Source organism: Proteus sp. TSJ240517, assembly GCF_047921575.1.
Taxonomy (GTDB): Bacteria; Pseudomonadota; Gammaproteobacteria; order Enterobacterales; family Enterobacteriaceae; genus Proteus.
In genome coordinates this window covers 53,832-75,351 of sequence record NZ_JBLRMH010000002.1, presented here as the reverse complement: position 1 = coordinate 75,351, position 21,520 = coordinate 53,832, and the positions used below count along the sequence as shown (strand labels likewise).

Annotated in this window: 23 protein-coding genes; 9 read left to right on the top strand and 14 right to left on the bottom strand. The window is 38.9% G+C overall.

Going from position 1 to position 21,520, the window contains the following annotated elements; all coding sequences use genetic code 11:
* Positions 1–28 precede the first annotated feature (28 nt).
* Positions 29–1,069 (bottom strand): A/G-specific adenine glycosylase, encoded by a 1,041-nt coding sequence (gene mutY / locus ACNARN_RS03980; RefSeq protein ID WP_368887487.1) that lies wholly within the window; start codon positions 1,067–1,069, stop codon positions 29–31.
* Between the two features lie 216 nt (positions 1,070–1,285).
* Here mutY and trmB point away from each other — a divergent pair, with 216 nt between their 5' ends.
* From trmB to ACNARN_RS03955, 5 genes are all read left to right on the top strand, one after another.
* A complete protein-coding gene (gene trmB, locus ACNARN_RS03975; RefSeq protein WP_109373894.1) occupies positions 1,286–2,005 on the top strand; it encodes a tRNA (guanosine(46)-N7)-methyltransferase TrmB in 720 nt (239 codons plus the stop codon).
* A complete protein-coding gene (locus tag ACNARN_RS03970; protein ID WP_023581025.1) occupies positions 2,005–2,331 on the top strand; it encodes a YggL family protein in 327 nt (108 codons plus the stop codon). Before trmB ends, ACNARN_RS03970 begins: the two co-directional genes overlap by 1 nt.
* A 74-nt stretch (positions 2,332–2,405) precedes the next feature.
* Complete coding sequence (glsB, locus tag ACNARN_RS03965) at positions 2,406–3,332, top strand: glutaminase B (protein WP_416304172.1); 927 nt, start codon at positions 2,406–2,408, stop codon at positions 3,330–3,332.
* Positions 3,333–3,354: 22 nt separating this feature from the next.
* A complete protein-coding gene (locus ACNARN_RS03960; protein ID WP_109373896.1) occupies positions 3,355–4,092 on the top strand; it encodes a DUF2884 family protein in 738 nt (245 codons plus the stop codon).
* A 173-nt stretch (positions 4,093–4,265) separates the two neighbouring features.
* Complete coding sequence (locus ACNARN_RS03955) at positions 4,266–5,216, top strand: siderophore ABC transporter substrate-binding protein (RefSeq protein ID WP_416304171.1); 951 nt, start codon at positions 4,266–4,268, stop codon at positions 5,214–5,216.
* Positions 5,217–5,309: 93 nt separating this feature from the next.
* Here ACNARN_RS03955 and hemW read toward each other — a convergent pair whose 3' ends face one another.
* The 5 genes from hemW to ACNARN_RS03930 are packed head-to-tail and all read right to left on the bottom strand — an operon-like array spanning position 5,310 to position 9,145.
* Positions 5,310–6,440 (bottom strand): radical SAM family heme chaperone HemW, encoded by a 1,131-nt coding sequence (hemW, locus tag ACNARN_RS03950; protein ID WP_311750415.1) that lies wholly within the window; start codon positions 6,438–6,440, stop codon positions 5,310–5,312.
* Positions 6,433–7,026, bottom strand: coding sequence for an XTP/dITP diphosphatase (locus tag ACNARN_RS03945; protein ID WP_198632128.1), 594 nt, complete (start codon positions 7,024–7,026; stop codon positions 6,433–6,435). Before ACNARN_RS03945 ends, hemW begins: the two co-directional genes overlap by 8 nt.
* Positions 7,027–7,037: 11 nt before the next feature.
* Positions 7,038–7,595, bottom strand: coding sequence for a YggT family protein (locus ACNARN_RS03940; protein WP_196534281.1), 558 nt, complete (start codon positions 7,593–7,595; stop codon positions 7,038–7,040).
* A gap of 18 nt (positions 7,596–7,613) precedes the next feature.
* Positions 7,614–8,432, bottom strand: coding sequence for a pyrroline-5-carboxylate reductase (proC, locus tag ACNARN_RS03935; RefSeq protein WP_109373901.1), 819 nt, complete (start codon positions 8,430–8,432; stop codon positions 7,614–7,616).
* Between the two features lie 14 nt (positions 8,433–8,446).
* Positions 8,447–9,145 (bottom strand): YggS family pyridoxal phosphate-dependent enzyme, encoded by a 699-nt coding sequence (locus tag ACNARN_RS03930; RefSeq protein WP_196534280.1) that lies wholly within the window; start codon positions 9,143–9,145, stop codon positions 8,447–8,449.
* 21 nt (positions 9,146–9,166) lie between these two features.
* Between ACNARN_RS03930 and ACNARN_RS03925 the strand changes: the two genes are divergently transcribed.
* Complete coding sequence (locus ACNARN_RS03925; protein ID WP_198620993.1) at positions 9,167–10,171, top strand: type IV pilus twitching motility protein PilT; 1,005 nt, start codon at positions 9,167–9,169, stop codon at positions 10,169–10,171.
* A 48-nt stretch (positions 10,172–10,219) separates the two neighbouring features.
* Here the strand turns inward: ACNARN_RS03925 and ruvX are convergent, their stop codons facing one another.
* The 4 genes from ruvX to rsmE all read right to left on the bottom strand — a co-directional run bounded on the left by ruvX (position 10,220) and on the right by rsmE (position 13,044).
* Positions 10,220–10,639 (bottom strand): Holliday junction resolvase RuvX, encoded by a 420-nt coding sequence (gene ruvX / locus ACNARN_RS03920; protein WP_198620992.1) that lies wholly within the window; start codon positions 10,637–10,639, stop codon positions 10,220–10,222.
* On the bottom strand, positions 10,639–11,202 hold the full coding sequence (locus ACNARN_RS03915; protein ID WP_023581015.1) for a YqgE/AlgH family protein: 564 nt from the start codon (positions 11,200–11,202) through the stop codon (positions 10,639–10,641). Before ACNARN_RS03915 ends, ruvX begins: the two co-directional genes overlap by 1 nt.
* A 143-nt stretch (positions 11,203–11,345) precedes the next feature.
* Complete coding sequence (gene gshB / locus ACNARN_RS03910) at positions 11,346–12,302, bottom strand: glutathione synthase (RefSeq protein ID WP_109373905.1); 957 nt, start codon at positions 12,300–12,302, stop codon at positions 11,346–11,348.
* Positions 12,303–12,312: 10 nt separating this feature from the next.
* Positions 12,313–13,044 (bottom strand): 16S rRNA (uracil(1498)-N(3))-methyltransferase, encoded by a 732-nt coding sequence (rsmE, locus tag ACNARN_RS03905; protein WP_196534276.1) that lies wholly within the window; start codon positions 13,042–13,044, stop codon positions 12,313–12,315.
* Between the two features lie 251 nt (positions 13,045–13,295).
* On the opposite strand from rsmE, the gene ACNARN_RS03900 reads away from it, so the two are divergent.
* The gene (locus ACNARN_RS03900; protein WP_198620990.1) at positions 13,296–13,949 is read left to right on the top strand and encodes an A24 family peptidase; all 654 of its coding nucleotides are present in this window, start codon (positions 13,296–13,298) and stop codon (positions 13,947–13,949) included.
* 107 nt (positions 13,950–14,056) lie between these two features.
* Here ACNARN_RS03900 and ACNARN_RS03895 read toward each other — a convergent pair whose 3' ends face one another.
* Both ACNARN_RS03895 and ACNARN_RS03890 read right to left on the bottom strand, forming a co-directional pair.
* The gene (locus tag ACNARN_RS03895; RefSeq protein ID WP_198620989.1) at positions 14,057–14,725 is read right to left on the bottom strand and encodes a DsbA family protein; all 669 of its coding nucleotides are present in this window, start codon (positions 14,723–14,725) and stop codon (positions 14,057–14,059) included.
* The gene (locus ACNARN_RS03890) at positions 14,713–15,585 is read right to left on the bottom strand and encodes an MBL fold metallo-hydrolase (protein ID WP_198626078.1); all 873 of its coding nucleotides are present in this window, start codon (positions 15,583–15,585) and stop codon (positions 14,713–14,715) included. The genes ACNARN_RS03895 and ACNARN_RS03890 overlap by 13 nt, the downstream gene beginning before the upstream one ends.
* 105 nt (positions 15,586–15,690) lie before the next feature.
* Between ACNARN_RS03890 and ACNARN_RS03885 the strand changes: the two genes are divergently transcribed.
* Positions 15,691–16,611, top strand: a complete 921-nt coding sequence (locus ACNARN_RS03885) for a LysR family transcriptional regulator (RefSeq protein WP_198620987.1) — start codon at positions 15,691–15,693, stop codon at positions 16,609–16,611.
* Here ACNARN_RS03885 and ACNARN_RS03880 read toward each other — a convergent pair.
* Positions 16,588–17,514, bottom strand: coding sequence for a LysR family transcriptional regulator (locus tag ACNARN_RS03880; RefSeq protein ID WP_198620986.1), 927 nt, complete (start codon positions 17,512–17,514; stop codon positions 16,588–16,590). The two genes, ACNARN_RS03885 and ACNARN_RS03880, sit on opposite strands and share 24 nt — an antisense overlap.
* Positions 17,515–17,626: 112 nt before the next feature.
* On the opposite strand from ACNARN_RS03880, the gene lysA reads away from it, so the two are divergent.
* Positions 17,627–18,868 carry a diaminopimelate decarboxylase gene (gene lysA, locus ACNARN_RS03875; RefSeq protein WP_198632134.1) on the top strand — a complete coding sequence of 414 codons (1,242 nt, stop codon included), beginning with the start codon at positions 17,627–17,629 and terminating at the stop codon, positions 18,866–18,868.
* 109 nt (positions 18,869–18,977) lie between these two features.
* Here lysA and fadE read toward each other — a convergent pair whose 3' ends face one another.
* Positions 18,978–21,425 (bottom strand): acyl-CoA dehydrogenase FadE, encoded by a 2,448-nt coding sequence (fadE, locus tag ACNARN_RS03870; RefSeq protein ID WP_416304170.1) that lies wholly within the window; start codon positions 21,423–21,425, stop codon positions 18,978–18,980.
* Between the last annotated feature and the right edge of the window lie 95 nt (positions 21,426–21,520).

The window sequence follows — 21,520 nt, the reverse complement described above, 5'->3', positions numbered from 1 at the left end:
ATAAATCCTCAATATCGCAGGGATTAGCTTAGGCTAATTGTCTAAGTAAATTCTCTACAGGTGCTGCTAACCCTACGGTTGCAGGTGTCTGTAAGTTATACCAAAGTCCTTTTTGCGCCTCCATCATAGAGGTAAACGCTGAGAGTTCTACGCAAATTGGCACAATATCTAAATGAAAGTGGCTAAAAGTATGTCTAAATGAAATCAGTTGCTCTGATTTATTATTATCGAGCCCATGCTCGGCTAGCCACTGTTCTAAAAGCGCTTTTGTTTCAAATTGAGGAAAGGCAAATAACCCGCCCCATATTCCTGCTGGTGGCCTTTTATCTAACCAAACAAGATTATCATATTGTAAAATAAGAAAATAAGTTGTTTTTTCTGGGATGACTTTTTTCGGTTTTTTCCCAGGATAATCCGCCCAATTATTTTGAGCATAAGCGATACAGCCAGTATTTAATGGGCATAATTCACATTTAGGCTTACTTCTTGTACAGACCATTGCACCTAAATCCATCATTGCCTGATTAAAATACTCTACACCTTCAGTTGGAGTGATGTTTTCGCTGATCTCCCACAACTTATTTTCAACCTCTTTTTTACCCGGCCAGCCTTCGACAGCATAGTAGCGTGCTAAAACACGTTTTACATTACCATCAAGAATTGGGTAAGGTTTTTTCAGTGATAACGATAAAATAGCACCGGCGGTTGAACGTCCAACACCAGGTAAGGCACAAACGTCCTCAAAGGTATCAGGAAACTGCCCTTGATGTTTATCTACAATGTGTTGTGCTGCTTTATGTAGGTTTCTGGCTCTTGCGTAATAACCAAGTCCTGTCCATAAATGAAGCACTTCATCAAGAGGTGCTTTAGCCAATGCGCTAACATCAGGAAAACGTGCAATAAAACGCTCAAAATAAGGAATAACCGTAGCAACTTGAGTTTGTTGCAGCATTACTTCAGATAACCATACGTGATAAGGCGTTTTTTCTTGCTGCCAAGGGAGCGTTTTACGCCCATATTTGTGATACCAATTGAGCACGACTTGCGAAAATTGCTGAGCTTCCATCATGTTTTATTTTATTAACTCATGTTCTGATTAAGGTAAGATTGCACCACAGAGAGAATAAACTGTAAACACTCTTAATATTTATCTTATAGAGTGATGCTTCTATGAGTGACTCTTGCTAAACTTAGTGATCTTTGGATAATGTCGGTTAAGTTGTACTATAGCGACATTATAACGATTTTAAGTAAATAATTGGCCTAACGACTGACAGTATTAGACATGATCAAGAATGTAATTTCTCCGGAATTCAATGAAGAAGGGCGTGCTTTACGACGCGTTCGTAGTTTTGTTCGTAGACAAGGTCGTTTGACTCCTCGTCAAGAGCAAGCATTAGAAACACAGTGGCCTGTCTTTGGTATTGAATATCAACCGGAACCCATCGACTTCAGTCAGGTTTTTGGACGCGAAGCGCCTGTAATTTTAGAAATTGGCTTCGGCATGGGCGCATCGCTCGTGACTATGGCAAAAAATACACCAGAAAATAATTATTTCGGTATTGAAGTACATGCACCGGGTGTTGGAGCTTGTCTTGCAAATGCTGAAGAAGAGCAATTAAGTAATCTGAGAGTCATGTGTCATGATGCGATTGAAGTGCTCAATCATATGATCCCAGATAATAGTTTAAAAATGGTTCAGCTATTCTTCCCTGATCCATGGCACAAAGCGCGTCATAATAAACGCCGTATTGTTCAAGTGCCTTTTGCAGAATTAATTTTAAAAAAATTAACGTTAGACGGTGTTTTTCATATGGCGACAGATTGGGAACCATATGCAGAACATATGCTTGAAGTGATGACAAGTGTTGAGGGTTATCAGAATTTGTCAGAAACTCAGGATTATGTACCACGACCAGAAACACGACCTGTGACTAAGTTTGAAAAACGCGGTCATCGTTTAGGGCACGGAGTCTGGGATCTTATGTTTAAGAGGGTAAAATAATGGCTAAACAACGTAGTCGCCGCTTACGCAAAAAAATGCGTATCGATGAATTTCAGGAATTAGGTTTCTCAGTTAAATGGACTTTCCCAGAAAATACCCCAATTGAGGAAGTAGATCGCTTTGTTGATGAACTGATCCTCAAAGTTATTGAGCCAAACGGGCTGGCATTTGATGCAAGTGGTTACCTGAGCTGGGAAGGCTTAATCTGCTTACAACAAATTGGTAAATGTACAGAAGAACATCGCCAATTAGTCGAAAACTTCCTCAAAGAAAGCAAAATGCAAGATGTACAGACCTCTGAACTATTTGATGTTTGGTGGGATTGATAGAAAGTTATACATTTAGCAAATAATTACAAGGGCATCCAAAAGGATGCCCTTGTCTGTCTGGGGAAGGGACTGTGACTACAACGTTATCTAACGCATTACTGTCAGATATTTTGCAACAAATTCTCCCATTAATCGGGCAAGGAAAAGTCGCGGATTATATTCCCGCATTGGCTCAAATACCTCCAGAACAGCTTGCTATGGCTGTTTATACGGTTGATGGTGAACTCTATCAATCAGGCATGGCAGATAAGCGCTTTTCGATTCAATCTATTTCTAAAGTACTTAGCTTAACGCTTGCTTTAACACGTTATGAAGAAAATGAAATTTGGCAACGTGTAGGAAAAGAGCCATCAGGTCTACCTTTTAATTCCTTGATACAGCTAGAAATGGAAAAGGGAATACCGCGCAATCCTTTTATTAATGCGGGTGCCATTGTTATCACTGATATGTTGCAGTCTCGACTTAGTGCGCCTAAGCAAAGAATGTTAGAAGTGATCCGTTTTCTTACTGATACTCCAGATATTTGCTATAACTCAGTGGTTGCAAAATCAGAGATGGAGCATCTTAGCCGAAATGCATCAATCGCTTATCTGATGAAATCTTTTGGTAATTTTGAGAATGATGTTATTACGGTGCTTGAAACTTATTTTCACTATTGCTCCATAGAAATGAGTTGCACCGAGTTAGTACGATGTTTTAGCTATTTAGCTAATCAAGGTATGTGTGTGGTTAATAAAAATCAGATTATTACGCCAAGACAAACCCGACAAATAAATGCGTTAATGTTAACTTGTGGCATGTATGATGGTGCAGGTGAATTTGCATTTCGTATTGGTATTCCCGGAAAATCAGGCGTGGGTGGTGGCATTATTGCAGTCGTTCCCGATGCTTTTACGGTTGCAGTTTGGTCACCAGAGCTGGATAAATCAGGTAACTCATTAGCAGGTTGTGCAGCACTTGAATTATTAGCAAACAAAGTCGGGCGTTCAATTTTTTAGGTGTGTTTTCAGGAGCGTTGTTATGAATTTAAGAAATATTGCTGTCACACTGTTTTTTGTTGCGGGTACAGCAAATGCATCACCAAGTTTTGATTGTGCTGTAATGCCAAAAGATGATTTACGCATAACCTCTGAATTTGTTGAAGTCGCTGGTTCACATGGTTTAATGGTGATTTATCCTGATGGCACATTATTTCAAAATGAAAAAAGTGCCACATTGACACCACAACAACAAGAATTAGCAAAAAAATATCAAGCCACAGTAAGACGAGACGTACCTTGGCTAAGAACTGAAACTGGGGTAAAACTGCAAGATTCTCGCAAAGTGCTTGATAAAGTAGTGATTGAAGCTTTTGGCAAAGAAAGCAATATCCTCAATAGATTAAGTAGATTAGAGAAAGATCTTAATCAGCAAATGGATAGAGTGGTCAGCATAGAACCTAATAACATTACGTTCCATTCTCAAGCCATTAAAGAAGTTGAAGCTAAAGGCCGTGAAATCGTAGAAAGCAGCCTTGGTGGTATGTTGCAAGACAGCATTAATGAATTGGGGAAAAAACAGTTATTAGCCGCTGCAGGTGGCGACAGTAAAAAAGCCTTAGGCGGATTATTAGGAAGCTTAGATGGTTTTCAAAAGATCATAGATCAGGAGTGGAAGCAGCAAGAAGCTGCGTTTACTCAATTTGGTCAGCAAGCTTGTAGCAAAATCACACAGATGGAAAATCAACGTGTTGAATTAATTAATGCATTAAAGAAGTAGCTGATCCGTCTCTCTAATGATTGGGTTATTAACCAGATAATTAATAAGCTTTACAAATGGCAGATTCACAATAATTGAAAATAATAATGAAAATCATTCTTGTTCAATTGACTTGTGGGGAGAGCTGTTTAGAATGCCCTGTTTGAGTATCCCACTTAAACAGGGCAAAATTAATGAAGAAGATCCTTCCTTTAGTTATCGCATCTATCCTTTCTGTAACGAGTTTCTCAGCGTTAAGCAAAACGCCAATCGAATACCAACCTAACCAAGTTATTAGTCAGCAGAATGACAAAATGGTGATTAAACACCTGTTGGGTGAAACGTCGGTTACTAAGAACCCTTCAAAAGTTGTTCTATTTGATTTTGGTTTATATGATTCTTTAGTTCAGTTAGGTTTAGCTGATAAAGTGGTGGGGTTACCATTAGGTAATGCGCCTGCTTATATTAAAGGAAGTATTGCAAGTAATGTGGCTAATGTCGGTGGTATGAAAGCGCCTGACTTAGAAAAATTAGCCGAAATTAAACCTGATTTAATTATTATTACGGGTCGACAAGGCGCTTCTTATGAGGCTTTAGCGAAAATTGCACCAACCGTTAACTTAGGCACCAATAGCGCTAATTATCTTGATTCAGTTGAAGCGAATATTAAATTAATGGGAGAGTTGTTTGATAAGCAACAAGCAACCCAAGAGCAACTGACAAAACTGAATACAGTGATTGAGCAGGCTCAGAAAAAAGCGGCAGAGTCTGATAAAAAAGTTTTAGTGTTACTGCATAATGCAGGCAATTTAATGCCAAATAACCAAAGTGTTATTTATGATGTGGTTAAAGTGAAGAAAGCCGAATTACCCCCTGTAGCTGAAGAAGATAAAGATAAACGTCGAGTTGTCACTTCTGAAATGATCGCAAAAGCAAACCCTGATGTGATTTTCATTGTGGATCGTAGTGAAGCGATTGGTGCTGATAAATTAGAAAAAGCTACTTTTGAAAATGATGAAATTAAAACGACATCTGCTTATAAAAATGGCGATATTGTTTATCTGCAAGCAGATCTTTGGTATCTCTCTGGCGGTGGATTAGACAGCTTAACTAAGCAGATTGAAGCGGTAGAAAGCGCATTCTAAGACTTTTATGATCGTTTTATCATAAATAAAAAATACCCATATTGTGAATAACAGTATGGGTATTTTAAAATTAGCTATTTGAAATCAGCAATATTAAAGAAATAGCTCAAGTAATGAATTTAAGAATAGCTTACCGTGAGGGGTTATTTGCCAGTGAGAGTCAGTTTCACTGATATAACCCAACGCCAAAGCTTCATCTATTTGATGGCGAATCACTTCTTCTGAAAGCCCAGTGTAATCACTGAAATCTTGTCTTGGAAATGCTTCTAATAGGCGAAAACGGTTCATAAAAAATTCAAATGGACGGTCATCATTATCAACAAAATTTTGCTGATCGAGATAGCGACCTTCCATAAAACCTTTAGGGTGCTTGGTTTTTACTGTTCGCATTATGCGACCATCTTCAAAGCTTATTTTCCCATGAGCACCACAACCGATACCTAAATAATCACCAAAACGCCAATAGTTTAGGTTGTGCTCACACTGAAATCCTGGCTTGCAATATGCCGATGTTTCATATTGTTGATAACCTGCTGCTGTCAGTAATTTATCGCCTTCTGAGAAAATATCCCACAGCATATCGTCATCAGGTAATTTAGGTGGGCGAGAGCCAAATTGTGTATTAGGTTCAATGGTTAATTGATACCAAGACAAATGTGGCGGAGATAACGCTATTGCTTGCTGTAAATCCGAAAGCGCTTGAGATAATGATTGGTCTGGTAATCCATGCATTAAATCTAAATTAAAGCTACGTAAGCCTAATTCTTTGGCTAAACGAGCCGCATTTTTAGCTTCATCTGCATCATGAATTCGACCTAAGCGGATAAGCTTGTCGTCGCCAAAACTTTGTACACCAATAGAGATACGATTTACACCAGCACGTTGGAATCCAGCAAAGCGTTCCGCTTCTACGGTTCCTGGGTTCGCTTCCATGGTAATTTCTGCATTGGGGCTAACAGCAATACGCTCTTTCACTCCATAGAGTAAATCAGCCATTGATTCAGCACTTAATAAGCTAGGTGTACCGCCACCAATAAATATTGTCTGGACTTCACGGGAGCCAACGTGAATAAGATCGGCATCTAAGTCATTGAGTAAATGTTGCACATATTCCTTATGTGGTACTTCTCCTTTTAAGGTGTGTGAGTTGAAATCACAATAAGGGCATTTTTGTACACACCAAGGAATATGAATATACAAACTTAATGGGGGCAACTTAAGCATTCTTAAGGGCATCCAACATTAATTTAAGTGCTTTACCACGATGCGAATGCTGATTTTTTTGCTCTTTAGTTAATTGCGCCACCGTACAATTTAATTCAGGAACAAAGAAAATAGGATCATAGCCAAATCCACCTTCACCGTGCATTTCTGTGCTTAATACACCATGCCATATACCGTGGAAAATCAGCGGAGTTGGATCGTTCTCATGGCGCATATAAACCAATACACAGTTAAATTGCGCTTGGCGTTTTTCAGCAGGTACATCTTTCATTGCATCAAGCAATTTATCCAGATTTTGCTGATCGTTTGCATCAACACCCGCATAGCGTGCTGAGTAAATACCCGGAGCACCGCCTAAAGCATCTACCGAAATACCTGAGTCATCAGCAATGGCTGGAAGACCTGTCACTTTTGCCGCATGACGTGCTTTGATCAGCGCGTTTTCAACAAAGGTTAAGCCCGTTTCCTCCACTGAATCAACACCTAGCTCTGTTTGGGCAACAATATCTAAACCAAAATCAGAAAGCAAAGAGGCTAGCTCTTTGACCTTCCCTGGATTTCCTGTTGCGAGAACGACTTTTTGCATGAGAGTTATCCTTAGTAAAGCGTTACGCTAAGTAGCCATTGTAAAACGTCTACACGCAGATAATTCAAGGCATAAAGTACCAGAATAACAATCATTGCAGAGAAATCTAAGCCACCCATTGCCGGAATTACACGACGAATTGGTGCCATTAAAGGTTCTGTTAATTGAAATAAAAGGTGATCAATTGGATTACGACCTTGGCTTACCCAGCTAAGGATTGCGCGGATAATAATCAACCAGAAAATCATCTTACCTGCTGCTGTGAGTAGTTCAATAAAGGCAAAAGGGAACATTAAAGCGAAAGGAATTGATGTTCCTGATAAGTAAGATGGAATAATAATACCAAGCAGAATGAGTATATAGGCTAATAAGACTGACGCGGTATCAATAGGGCCAATAGAAGGAATAACACTTCTTAATGGACGAACAATTGGCTGTGTGATCTTGACGATAAATTGTGAAAAAGGATTATAAAAATCAGCTCTAACACATTGCATCCAAACACGTAATAGAAGTACGGATGTGTAGAGTTGAAGAAGAGTCAGAATGACGAAATTTAAAAAATTCATTAGTTGGCCCTGATGAAATTAAAATTGTTTTTCCATTTCTTGCGCACGTTTAATCGCAGCTTGCATGGCAGAAGCGACGTTTTCAGGTAATTTTCCTTCATAAAACTGCATAAGTGCAGCCGCTGTCGTTCCACCTTTTGATGTTACTTGCTCTCGTAAAGTTGAGAAAGGCAACATATGTTGTTTCTCAGCTAAGGCGGTAGAACCACTTGCGGCTTGTTGCACAATAGCTCTTGCTACTTCAGGAGAAAAACCCAAACGTTCAGCTTCTTGTTGCATTGATTCCATAAACAAGAAGAAATAAGCGGGTGCACTACCAGCAACGGCGATAATATCATTGATGGCAGATTCTTGCTCTACCCAAACAGTTGTTCCGACACTTTTCATTAATTCGTCGGCAAACTGTTTATCTTGAGATGAAAGTGAATTGTGCGCAAACATACCACTTAAGCCTTTACCTACCAGTGCTGGAGTATTTGGCATAATGCGAACAAGCTGTAATTGGGTCGCAAAATAGTCGTTATAACGTGTGGCAGGGATGCCAGCAGCGATAGTAAGGACTAACTTTTTGCTCATATCGATATTTTGTAAGGGCTTACAAACTTCTTCCATCATTTGTGGTTTTACTGCCAGCACAATAACATCCGCTTTTTGAACGGCATCAATATTGTCATTAGTACTATGAATGCCGAACTCTTTTTCTAAAGGTTCACGGCGAACGGCAGAAGGTGAGCTGACGGTTATCTTATGTGCTGGATATCCACCTTGAACCAATCCTGCAATAATGGCCTGAGCCATATTTCCAGCGCCAATAAAAGCGATGTTACGATGTTCCATATAAACCTCTATTTCTACTTAGCCGCGTAATCTCTTGCGCCAAAAATTGCTGTACCAATACGAACGAGTGTTGAACCGCAAGCAATAGCTGCTTCCATATCACTCGTCATTCCCATAGATAACGTATCTATATTGGGATATTGAGATTGTAATTGCTTAAATGCGAGATGCATTTTTTCTAGCACTTCAACTTGTTTGTCATACTTGCTTTCAGGTGCTGGAATAGCCATTAATCCACGTAATTTAATACCTGAAAGAATAGAAATTTGTGCTGCTAATCCATCAAGCTCACTCAGATTAATACCTGATTTACTATTTTCATCACTGATATTTATTTGAATAAGTACATTCAATGGTGGTAATGAGTCAGGACGTTGGTCACTTAATCTTTGAGCGATTTTTAATCTATCAATGGTATGGCACCAATCGAAATTCTCAGCAACAAGGCGTGTTTTATTTGACTGTAAAGGGCCGATAAAGTGCCAAACTAAGGTGTGGTTATTAGCAAAATAATGGATTTTATCAACACCTTCTTGGACATAGTTCTCACCAAATTCAGTTTGTCCACATGCTATTGCTTTTTCGATGTCACTCACAGGTTTGGTTTTACTCACTGCAAGTAGTGTTATTTCTTCTGAAGAACGGCCGCATTTCTGCGCTGCTGTGTCAATGTGAGACCTGACATTGACGAGATTCTGTTTAATAGTATTCATGGCAACTCAGGAGATAATAAGATGAAAATGGAAAATTTAATTGCATATAGTGTAAAGCATAACGCTTCGGATCTGCACCTTTGTTGTGGTGATGTACCTCGATTGCGGATCAATGGAATACTTTATCAACAAAATCAATGTAAACCTATCACTTCCGATAGTCTACTCACGTGGCTCAAGCCTTTTTTAAGTGATACTCAAAAGCAAACTTTTGAGCATGAAGGGCAGGTTGATACGGCACTTACGCTGTCTTGTGGGCAACGACTTCGTATTAATTTATTTCGCCAACAAAAAGGTGTCTCAGCAGTATTAAGAATAATTGAAACACAAATTCCTTCTTTAGATAAACTTCGAGTACCCAAGTCGGTTTCAACATTATTAGATAATTATTCTCATGGACTTATTTTAGTGACTGGCGCAACAGGAAGTGGAAAATCATCGACATTAGCCGCAATGATCAACCATTTAAACCAATATCAACGTCAGCATATTTTGACATTAGAGGATCCTATTGAATTTATACATGGCAATAAGCAAAGCATTGTACAGCAAAGGGAAATAGGGCGAGATGTTCAACATACTGCAAATGCAATAAAGAGTGCTCTACGCCAAGATCCAGATGTCATTATGTTGGGTGAGTTAAGAGATGCACAAAGTATTCAGTTGGCATTAACGGCAGCAGAAACAGGGCATTTGGTGCTGGCAACATTGCATACTCAAGGAGCAGTACAAACGCTTGAGCGCGTCACTAATGTCTTTACAGGTAATGAGCGACAATGGATTTCATCGCAATTAGCGTGCAGTTTAAGGGCGATAATTTCACAAGAGTTAGTGCCTTCAACTGAAGGTGGGCGTGTGGCGTTATTTGAAATAATGCAGGTTACGCAGGGTATTTCACATCTTATAAGAGAAGGAAAATACCACCAAGTGACAACATTAATGCAAACAGGTAGTGAATACGGAATGCAAACCTTCATGTTAAGTCGGCAGCAACGCCAACATGAAGGTTTAATTCAAGCTGAATGATAACTTATAAGTAAAAATAGGTGGGGATCACGAAGTGGAACCTATTTTTTAGGATTGCTGTTCAAACCAGCTTTCAAGAATAATAACGGCAGATGCTGCATCTACACTGCCTTTATCTAAGGAGCGGTAACCACCACGTTCAAAAAGATGAGCGCGAGCTTCTACGGTGCTAAGGCGTTCATCATGCAACGCAATTTGTACACCAAATCGACCATGAAGGCGATTAGCAAACTTTTTAGCTTGAGTTGTGACTAACTGTTCGGTGCCATCCATATTAAGAGGTAAGCCGACAACCACTAAATCAGGTTGCCACTCTTTTATGATTTTTTCGATTTGAGTCCAATCAGGAATACCATCTTTTGCTTTAAATGAGGCTAAAGGTCTAGCGGTTCCTGTAATTTCTTGACCAATAGCGGCACCAATGCTTTTAGTGCCGAAATCAAAGCCCATTACCGTTCTGTTTGACATTATGCGTGACCCGCTATTGGTGAAATGGTGTGGATATTAATCCCAATTAATTCAGCGGCTTTATGCCAACGTTCAGCAATAGGGGTATCAAAAATAATTTGAGGTGAGGCTTCAACTGTTAGCCAGCTATTTTCTAAAATCTCTTTCTCTAATTGGCCTTGTTCCCAACTGGAATAACCTAGAGAGACTAATGTTTTTTCTGGTTGCCTTGCTGTACCTAGGGTTTCTAATACATCTTTGGAAGTTGTGATCATTGTGCTGTCACTAATTTTGATGCTAGAACTAAAACCTGAAACTGGAGTATGCAAGATAAAACCATGTTCTTCTGCAACTGGGCCTCCTGACATCACCGGTTTTTGTAAGCTAATTGCTTCGTCTCTATCAGTCGAAAAAATTTCCAATTGATCTAATACACCTTCCACAGAGATATCTTCGATAGGTTTATTAATAATTAAGCCCATCGCACCGTTTTCATTATGTTCGCAAACATAGACGACCGAGCGTTCAAATAACGGATCGCTTAATGAAGGCATAGCAATAAGAAAATGGTTAAGTAAATTCATAATAGTAGTACTGTTCCCTGATCATTTTTATTAAAAAAACCTAGCCCTTTTATACATTGTATTTCTTAATGTATACCGCTTATTGATTAATATGTGGGGGCTAGGTTCATACTTTTAAACCCGTTAATCTCTGTGTCTAAAAGTTAGTTTTTCTTGTTTAAGCGCACTTCAATAGCATCCATTAACATGCCTGTAATAGAAATATCAGGATAAGCGGCTTCAATCTCACGGGCACAAGTTGGGCTTGTAACGTTAATCTCAGTCAAACGATCGCCAATAACATCTAGTCCGACAAAAATAAGACCTTTTTGTTTAAGAATAGGTGCAACTTGACGCGCAATTGCCCAATCACTTTCTGTTAATGGACGAGCTTCTCCACGACCACCAGCAGCTAAGTTACCTCGTGTTTCGCCTTTTGCAGGAATTCGAGCTAAGCAATAAGGCACTGGTTCGCCATCAACAACAAGGATACGTTTGTCGCCGTTAACGATTTCAGGTAGGAAATTTTGTGCCATACAGAAACGATGACCATGTTCTGTCAATGTTTCAATAATAACACCTACGTTTGGATCATCTTTTTTCAAGCGGAAGATTGATGCACCACCCATACCATCTAGTGGCTTGAAAATAACATCACCGTGTTTTTCATGGAAAGCTCGTAAATGCTTAGCTTCACGAGTGACTAATGTGTCGGGTGTTAATGTCGGGAACCATGCAGTAAAGAGTTTTTCATTACAGTCACGTAAGCTTTGTGGCTTATTAACTATCAGTGTTCCCATATCTTCAGCACGTTCTAAAATATAGGTTGCGTAGATAAATTCGGTATCAAAAGGCGGATCTTTACGCATTAAAATAGTATCTAATTCACCTAAAGCAATATCCTGCTCTTGGCCAAATTCAAACCATTTTTCTGGGTTCTCTTCTACGCTGAGTAAACGAGTGTGAGCGCGTGCTTCACCTTGGTGTAGGTAAAGATCGTTCATCTCCATATAATGAATTTCCCAGCCACGGCGTTGCGCTTCTAATAGCATGGCAAAGCTGGTGTCTTTTTTGATTTTGATGGATGAAATTGGGTCCATCACAATACCTAATTTAATCATTACTTCTCCTTTATCCCAGATCGCCGAACCGAACCTGCAAAGCGGTGATTGCGGTGAGTGCTGTTGTTTCAGTTCTTAATACACGAGGACCTAATAAAATATCAGTAAAATGGTGCTCTGCTGTCATGGCGATTTCTTCAGGAGAAAGTCCACCCTCAGGGCCAATCAATAAGCGCACTTTTTTAACCGGTAAGGGTAAGGTATTAATACTTTGGTTAGCCCTAGGATGTAAATTGAGTTTTAAACTACCATCATCTTGAGCACACCATTCTTCTAATGACATCACTGGCATTAATTGTGGAATGCTATTTCTGCCACATTGCTCACATGCCGAGATAATAATTTTTTGCCATTGCTGATGCTTTTTCTCTAAACGGCTAGGGTCAAGTTTAACACCACAGCGTTCTGAGATCAGTGGAGTGATCGTATTAACACCTAACTCAACTGATTTTTGAATAGTAAACTCCATTTTCTCGCCTCGTGAAAGCACTTGCCCTAAATGGAGGTCGAGAGGGGATTCTTTATCATCAACAATGCCATCATTAATTTGCACAGTGACTGACTTCTTTGTGCTTTCGATAATTTCAGCATCAAATACTTGATTTGAACCATCAAATAGTGCCAGTTTTTGCCCAGTAGACATTCTTAATACACGCCCAACATGATTAGATGCTTCTTCATCTAATGCTGTTTGAGTACCTGCTGTGAGTGGTTCTGGATGATAAATGCGAGGAATACGCATAACGTGAAACCCTTACGTAAAAGATGGTTAACCGTGATAAATAAAATATGTGATATGCATCATACGCATGACATTATGGCATGCAAGTTATCACTTTGCTTTTATCGTTAGTATAGCGCGGATCTTATTGCGTGTTTTGTCGCAAAATTTCATGTTTTCATTGTTATTATAAAGAAAATTCTCGGTATTAAATGGAGACTCTTATACAGTCGTTTAACAGGGATAACGAGGTATCTAAGGAGTAGATATTTATGCCATTAAGCCGTTGTTGTTTTATAAAAACACCTTTACTCTCTTTTTTGAATGAGTTTCTTGTTTTTATTAAGTTTTGTCTGCCTTTTTTACTATTATTTTTGTTACCTAAAACCCGTCGTAAACAACTTGCTATAAGTTATATTATTATTTGTTTATATTGGTTTTTTTCAATTTATTCGCTTTCTTTATTGATAATACTTTCTGTATTAAGCTTTTATTTATTAATGCTCTCTTTCTTTGATGCTGACTATTTTATTTTGCCTAATACATTGACTTATTGGCTAATATTTTTAGGGCTATCGTGCAATTACACAACCTTTGGGATAGTACCTTTTGATCATGCTTTTTATGGTTTTTTAGGTGGTGCAGGGCTTTTTTATGGCATCTATTTATGGGGATATTTGATCTATCAAAAATGTGTTTTAGGTTTTGGTGATGTGAAACTATTTAGTGCGATAGGTGCATGGTGTGGATTTGAAAAATTACCTTATATTTTATTACTCGGCTCTTTGTTGGGATTAAGTGTGTATTGCGGAGTATTGCTCACAACGAAAGAGTTTTTAAAAAAAGTAGCATTTGGCTCTTGTCTTTCATTTTCAACATTAATGATATTAGGTTTTTATTTTTCGTCTTATAACTCCTTTAATTAGTTGATTTCAATCTGTTCTGGTTAGGCATTTATAACAAAAAATATAATAGTAAAAATCGAAATAAAGAAGGCAGTGTGCGGAAATTAATCAGCACACTGAAAAGAAGATTATAGATTTTCTTTTATAAATTGCTGCCAACGTTTTGTATCACCTAAATATTTTTCAATCGATATCAGGCGATAACCTTGGTTATCTTCAATAAATAAAGTCGGAAAACCACGACCATTAACTTGGTGCATTAATTGTTGTGTTTGGTTTAAATGTTGCTGAACTTGGTTATTGCTGATGTCAGATAATAAGGATGCAAATTGTTCAACATCAAAGCCAAGTTTTTTCACAATAAATAGCAGTGTGTCTTTGTCACTGATATTTAAACCATCAAGATAATAGGCCTCTTGTAATGCTTTTAGTAAATAAACATCACGGTTTCCCATTTTTTCGGCAACAAGAATAGCTGAAATAGGTAGCAGTGAATTTAATACCATCTCCGTATTACCAAGGCAATCACGATACGCATGACTAAAAACTTGGCCAGATAATTGACTAATACGGTCATCAATTGGCGTGACATGCTCTTTCCATGATTGACCACCCGTTACTACTCTTGCGGGTGTAAACAATCCACCACCATGTAGCTTAATGGAATGTGGAAATGCATTGCTTACTGCTTCAATCAAAGGGGCAATGCCGTAGCACCAACCACAAAGAGGATCATAAATATAGTGCAATATTTTAGTACCTTGGGTATTACCTGTATTGCTTGCTACTGAGGCCACTGCATCTCTCCTTTTAGTACTTTTGCACTAAGCTCTAGGCTTGATTTATCTGCTAAATTCTGATGATTTTTTTCCATTGCTGCAATAAATTCATCTGAATTTTTTGTCTTTTCAAGATTTTTCTCAGCTTCAATTAGGTAATTCATTGTGAAGTCAACAGCTTGTAGGTCATATGTTGCTTTTGGTAAATAGTGACCAGGAATAACGGTTTTTGGGGATAGTGATTTTATTTGCTGCAATGCACTAACCCAATGTTGGCGTTCTGCCACAGTTTGGGTATCAGCCAACCAAACATGAATATTTTCAGAAACTAAAACACCACCCATTACTGCATTAAGTTTTGGAACATAAAGATATGTTCTATCTGGAGATTGTCCGTCTAAACCTTTGACTGAAATGGTTTCACCTTCTAAAGAAAAACTATCACCTTTTAGTACTTCAGGAATGATAATTTTCTGAGGGGCATTTTCTTTAAGCACAGGCCCCCAGTAGGCAAGTTTTCCTGCTTGTGTTTCATTAATGGCTTTAATTGTGGGTGCGGTTGCAATCACTTTGGCATTTGGAAATGCATTAGTAATGACATCTAACCCAAAATAAAAATCAGGATCAGAATGGCTGATATAGATATAAGTCAGGTTTTTTCCAGAGGCTTTTATTTTATCAACCAGCGCTTGTGCATCATTTTTTTGAAATTGTGCATCAATTAATACGGCATCTTTATCGCCATAAATAATTTCAGAAGAGACAGGAAAAACACTCGCTTCTCCTGGGTTATAAATATCTAATGTTAAATCAGTTGCTAGCGCTGATGTTGCGAAGAATGCGGTAGTTGCAAGTGTTAAAGGAAGTAATTTTTTCATCTTTTGTTTTCTCCATAATGTTGTTGCTGACTATAATATGTTGCATAAAACAAGAGAAAAACCCTATTTTAGGCAATTGATTATTGCGTAAATCGAGTAAATGAAATGGATAAAATAAAAGCATCAGAAGTGTTTGTAACCATTGTGAAGCAGGGAAGCATGATAAAAGCTGCTGATTATCTAGGTATGTCTAGAGCGATGGTGACGCGATATTTAAATGAAATGGAAGAGTGGGCAGGGGTGCGTTTATTGCATAGAACGACACGCAAACAAAGCCTAACATCAGTAGGTGAAATGGTATATGAACAGAGTTTACAGCTATTAGAAATGGCTGAACGTATTCCTGCCAATATTCCGAAAGAACGTCATCAAATCAGTGGGCTTGTTCGTATTACCAGTTCACAATCATTAGCAAATAGCATTTTGTCAGTGGCGATATGCGAGTTTATGCAACGTTATCCTTTAATTGCGGTTGATTTACAAATTACCAATCAAACCGTGAATTTGGTAGAAGAACGAATTGATATTGCATTGCGTATTACGAATCACCTTGAGCCTAATTTAATCGCACGCTCATTAGCGACATGTCTTTCAGTGGTGTGTGCTCATAAAGATTACTTAGCAAAAAAAGGTATACCTCAAACGCCAGATGAGCTTGCGCAGCATCAATGTTTAACTTACCGATTTTTTGGTCGTAGCTTGTGGGAATTTAATTTAGGTGATGAACGTTATTCAGTCCCTGTTGGCGGTAATTTAAGTGCAAATGAATCAGTTGTTTTATTGCAAGCTACGTTAAAAGGAGTCGGCATATCGCTACAACCTTATTATTCAGCCAAACCTTATCTTGAAAGCGGTGAATTAGAACAAGTTTTGGCTAACTATCAAGCTTTGCCGATGGGGATTTATGCAGTTTTAGCGAGTCGGCAAAATATGCCCGCAGCTGTCAGAGTATTGTTGGATTTCTTAGTTGAGTGGTTTTCATCATCACCTTACTGGCTTGCTTTATCGGGTAAAAGCTTGGGTTAATTGCTTAGGGTAATCTGATAATGTCTCTTTCATCACATCAATAAAATAGGAAACAAGTTGTGATGACGGGCGATGTGTTGGAGTAATTAAGCTGATGGTAAAGGGGATAGAAAAGCTTAAAGGACGAAGACAAATAGACTTATCTAAGTAATCAAGTGCGGTAATCGGGTTAACAATTGAAATGCCGATATTTTCACTCACCATTGCACAAATAGAGGCGGCGCTTTGTGTTTCCATCACTAACTGTCGTGTAATTCCATCTTTAATAAAAACGGTATCAATCAATTGTCGGTAGCTATCATTGGCAGACAAGCTAATAAAACGCTGGCTTTGAAAATCAGCAGGATTTAACAATGGCTTTTTACACAATGGGTGTGATTTTGGCAAAACTGCAACTTCATTGAGTGTGAGTAGCGTTTCTTGTCGCGTTCCTGCTGGCGTTTGAGTGTGTTCAGTTAATCCTAAATCATAATGTTGAGCCGATAACCACTCCTCTAATAATGGGGATTCTTGCGGAACAATGGTTAAGTTAACATCAGGATATGTATCTAGAAATTGTCGGCAAATTGAAGGTAATAATGACTGAGCAAATGCGGGCAAGCAGGTGATATTCAATTCTGCTTGGTTAAAATGGCGAATATTTTCAGCTGCGTTAATTATTCTATCTAAGCCATAATAAGAACGCTGTACTTCCTCAAAAAAGCGTAACCCTTCAGTTGTGGGTTGTAAACGGCCTTTTATTCTATCAAATAATTTAAATGCTAATAGATGCTCAAGACGAGATAACTCTCTACTGACAGTGGGTTGTGATGTTTTCAGTAACTCTGCGGCTTCAGTTAGATTCTGAGTGGTCATCACTGCATGAAAAATTTCAATATGCCGCCAATTAAAAGGAGCTTTCATTGTCTATTCCTATATCACGGATGAATAGAGTGTAGCTTATTTGATATTTTTATTCCCTTGTAAGTTAATAAATAATGAATTTATTCCCCCGTGATTTTTATGAGTAGATAACATGACAACATCAATAACTATGGCTCAATACCAATTAGCACAAACTTATGGAACGCCATTATGGATTTATCAAGGCGATACGATTTCTCAGCGTATTGCTCAGCTTAAATCTTTTGATGTGGTTCGTTTTGCTCAAAAAGCCTGCTCCAATATTCATATCTTACGTTTAATGAAAGCACAGGGTGTTAAAGTTGACTCTGTTTCATTAGGAGAGATTGAACGTGCTTTAGTTGCGGGTTATCAAGGAGGTAGAGAAAAAAGTGAGATTGTCTTTACGGCTGATTTACTTGATGAAAAAACCATTGAGCGTGTTGTTGAATTAGATATTCCTGTTAATGCTGGCTCCATTGATATGCTTCGTCAATTAGGTAAACGCAATCAAGGGCATGCGGTTTGGATAAGAATTAATCCTGGATTTGGTCATGGACATAGTCAAAAAACCAATACAGGCGGAGAAAACAGTAAGCATGGTATTTGGTATGAAGATGTGCCTGAAGCGTTAGCTGTGATCCAACAATACAATTTAACGCTAGTTGGTTTTCATATGCATATTGGCTCTGGTGTTGATTATCAACACCTTTCTAGTGTCTGTGATGCAATGGTAGAGCAAGTGCTTACCTCTCAAGTTGATATTCAGGCTATTTCGGCAGGAGGCGGATTGTCAACGCCTTATCAAGAGGGTGATGCGACAGTCGATTTGGATCATTATTTTTCTTTATGGGATAAGGCTCGTCAGCGTATTGCACAACAGTTAGGACATTCTGTTGAGTTAGAAATCGAGCCAGGACGTTTTTTAGTGGCTGAGTCAGGGGTATTGATTTCACAAGTGAGAGCCGTTAAATCAATGGGAAGTCGTCATTATGTGCTGGTGGATGCTGGATTTAGTGATTTAATGCGCCCTGCAATGTATGGCAGTTATCATCAAATTTCAGTTTTAGATAGCCATGGTCAAATAAAACCAATGACAGAATTACAAGAGACGATTGTGGCTGGTCCTTTGTGTGAATCTGGAGATGTTTTTACTCAGCAGGAGGGAGGCACTGTTGTTCCTCGTTTATTACCTCAAGCACAGGTAGGTGATTATTTAGTTATTCATGATACTGGAGCTTATGGTGCTTCAATGTCATCAAATTATAATAGCCGACCACTTATTCCTGAAGTGCTGATAACAGAGGGCGTTCCCCAATTAATTCGTCGTCGTCAAACAATAGAAGAGTTATTAGCGTTGGAATTAGATCTCTAATTCATTTTTTTATTAAATATGCTTTCATTGAAAAATAAAAAACACCTCATGACAATTTTAGTGATGAGGTGTTTGTGTTTTATAGGGAAACATCTTCCCCTATATATTTTTAAGCGGCTTTATCTGTTTTGAGATTGTCAGCTTTCTGCTTTTTTGCAGGTACCGCCAATGCATCAAAGTCAAACTCATCAACATTGATACTCCGTAAGCGACTCTGTTCTGCTTTACGTAAGATATCGGCTTCTTCTTGAGTTACTCGTTTATCAGCCAGTGCTTTATCCGCTAATTTATCTAATTGAGTAAAGCTAAATTTCTTCTCATAGAGGCGGCAAATGCGGTCGAAAATAGGCTCAGCAGCTAAGATATCCAGTAGTGCTTCTTCCATTAAACCATGTGGATTATGCTCGCTCGGTGTTAAGTACTGACCTCTACCAATGCGATCACGAGTCTCAGACGGTTGTTGGATAAGTTGTGCTACTTTGCTATCTAATTTATCTGATGGTAATTTTTGAGCTTTACCTAGTGGGAAAATAATTGCACGCATGGTGCCTGCGATAACACGGCTTGGAAAATTGCGTAGCAGTTCATCAATTGCATTTTCAGCTTGGTATAAGCACTCTTTTACGCTCCAATGTACGAGAGGTAAATCCGCGGTATGGCGACCTTCATCTTCATAACGCTTAAGCGCGGCAGAAGCGAGAAAGATATGACTTAATATGTCACCTAAACGTGCTGAAATACGCTCACGACGTTTTAAGCTTCCACCTAAAACTCCCATTGAAACATCAGACAATAGCGCCATATTGGCACTTAGGCGGTTAATTTGTTGATAATAACGACGGGTTTCATCATTAGTAGGAGAATTACTTAATCGACCATTAGTGATACCCAACCACAAACTACGTAAAGTATTACTTGCCACATGACCAATATGACCAAATAAAGCGCGGTCAAAATCATGTAGGTTATTGTCTCGTGCTGCTGCAATTTCATCTAATACATAAGGATGACAACGGATAGCACCTTGACCATAAATGATCATGCTACGAGTTAAAATATTGGCACCTTCAACTGTGATGGCAATTGGAGAGCCTTGATAAGAACGTGCGACAAAGTTTGATGGTCCAAGGCAGATCCCTTTACCACCCACGATATCCATTGCATCGATAACGCCACGTTGCGATCGGTGAGTACAGTGATATTTGACGATAGCTGATAATACGGCGGGTTTTTCTCCTAGCATAATACCCGTAGTAATTAAGGTCGCTGCAGAATCTAAAAGATAGGCGTTACCAGCCAGACGTGCTAATGGCTCTTCAATACCTTCCATTTTGCCAATTGGAATTTTGAACTGACGACGGATACGAGAATAAGCACCAGCTGCCATTGCCACACTTTTTAATCCACCAGTAGAATTTGAAGGCAGAGTAATCCCTCGACCTACAGAGAGACATTCCACCAGCATTCTCCAACCTTGACCTGCCATTTTTGGCCCACCGATGATGTAATCGATAGGAACAAAAACATCTTTACCACGAGTTGGCCCATTCATAAATGGTACGTTCAATGGGAAATGACGATGACCGATTTCAACACCTTTGACATTAGTTGGAATTAACGCGCAGGTAATGCCTGGGTTCTCGTCATTACTTAATAGATGGTCAGGATCGCGTAATTTAAATGCTAATCCTAATACGGTCGCGATAGGAGCAAGAGTGATATAGCGTTTATTCCATGTTAAACGAAGGCCAAGCACTTGCTCTCCTTGCCATTCACCCATACAGACAACACCACTATCAGGAATAGCTCCTGCATCGGAACCCGCTTCAGGGCTTGTTAAGGCGAAACAAGGAATCTCATCCCCTTTGGCTAAGCCTGGTAAATAGCGTTTTTTCTGTTCATCAGTACCGTAGTGTTGCAGTAGCTCACCAGGACCTAAAGAGTTAGGTACACCAACGGTGATGGCTAAAATACCAGACACTCCTGACAGCTTTTGCAATACGCGTGATTGAGCGTAGGCTGAAAACTCTAACCCGCCGTACTCTTTTTTAATGATCATCGCAAAGAAGCGATTATCTTTAAGGTATTGCCAGATTTCAGGAGGTAAATCAGCTAATTCATGAGTGATTTCAAAGTCATTTGTCATGCGACAAACTTCTTCGACTGGGCCATCAAGGAAAGCTTGCTCTTCAGCTGTTAGCTGTGGTTTAGGGTAATTATGAAGTTGTTTCCAGTCGGGAGCACCACGGAACAACTCACCTTCCCACCATGTTGTACCTGCATCAATAGCTTCTTGTTCTGTTTTAGACATAGAAGGCATGACTTTTTGAAATGCTTTAAGTGCAGGTACTGAGATATAGGCTCTACGAATAGAAGGAATAGTAAAGGGTAATAAAACCAATGCAACGGGAAGGAGTAACCAATAACTCCAAATATTGGCGACACCCATGACTAATGTATAAGCAATAAGCGCGAGGCTACTTACCGCGATACTGAATTTGCGATAACTAAGTAAGCCAATAAGAACGATAAAAAGTACGATACTGAGTAGTGTCATAATAAACTCCTGTATTTAGCAAGAGATCAGAGGTCAGACCTGTTGTTTGTTATTTAGATCTAATCTAGTCACTAACTTTTATCAATATATTTACA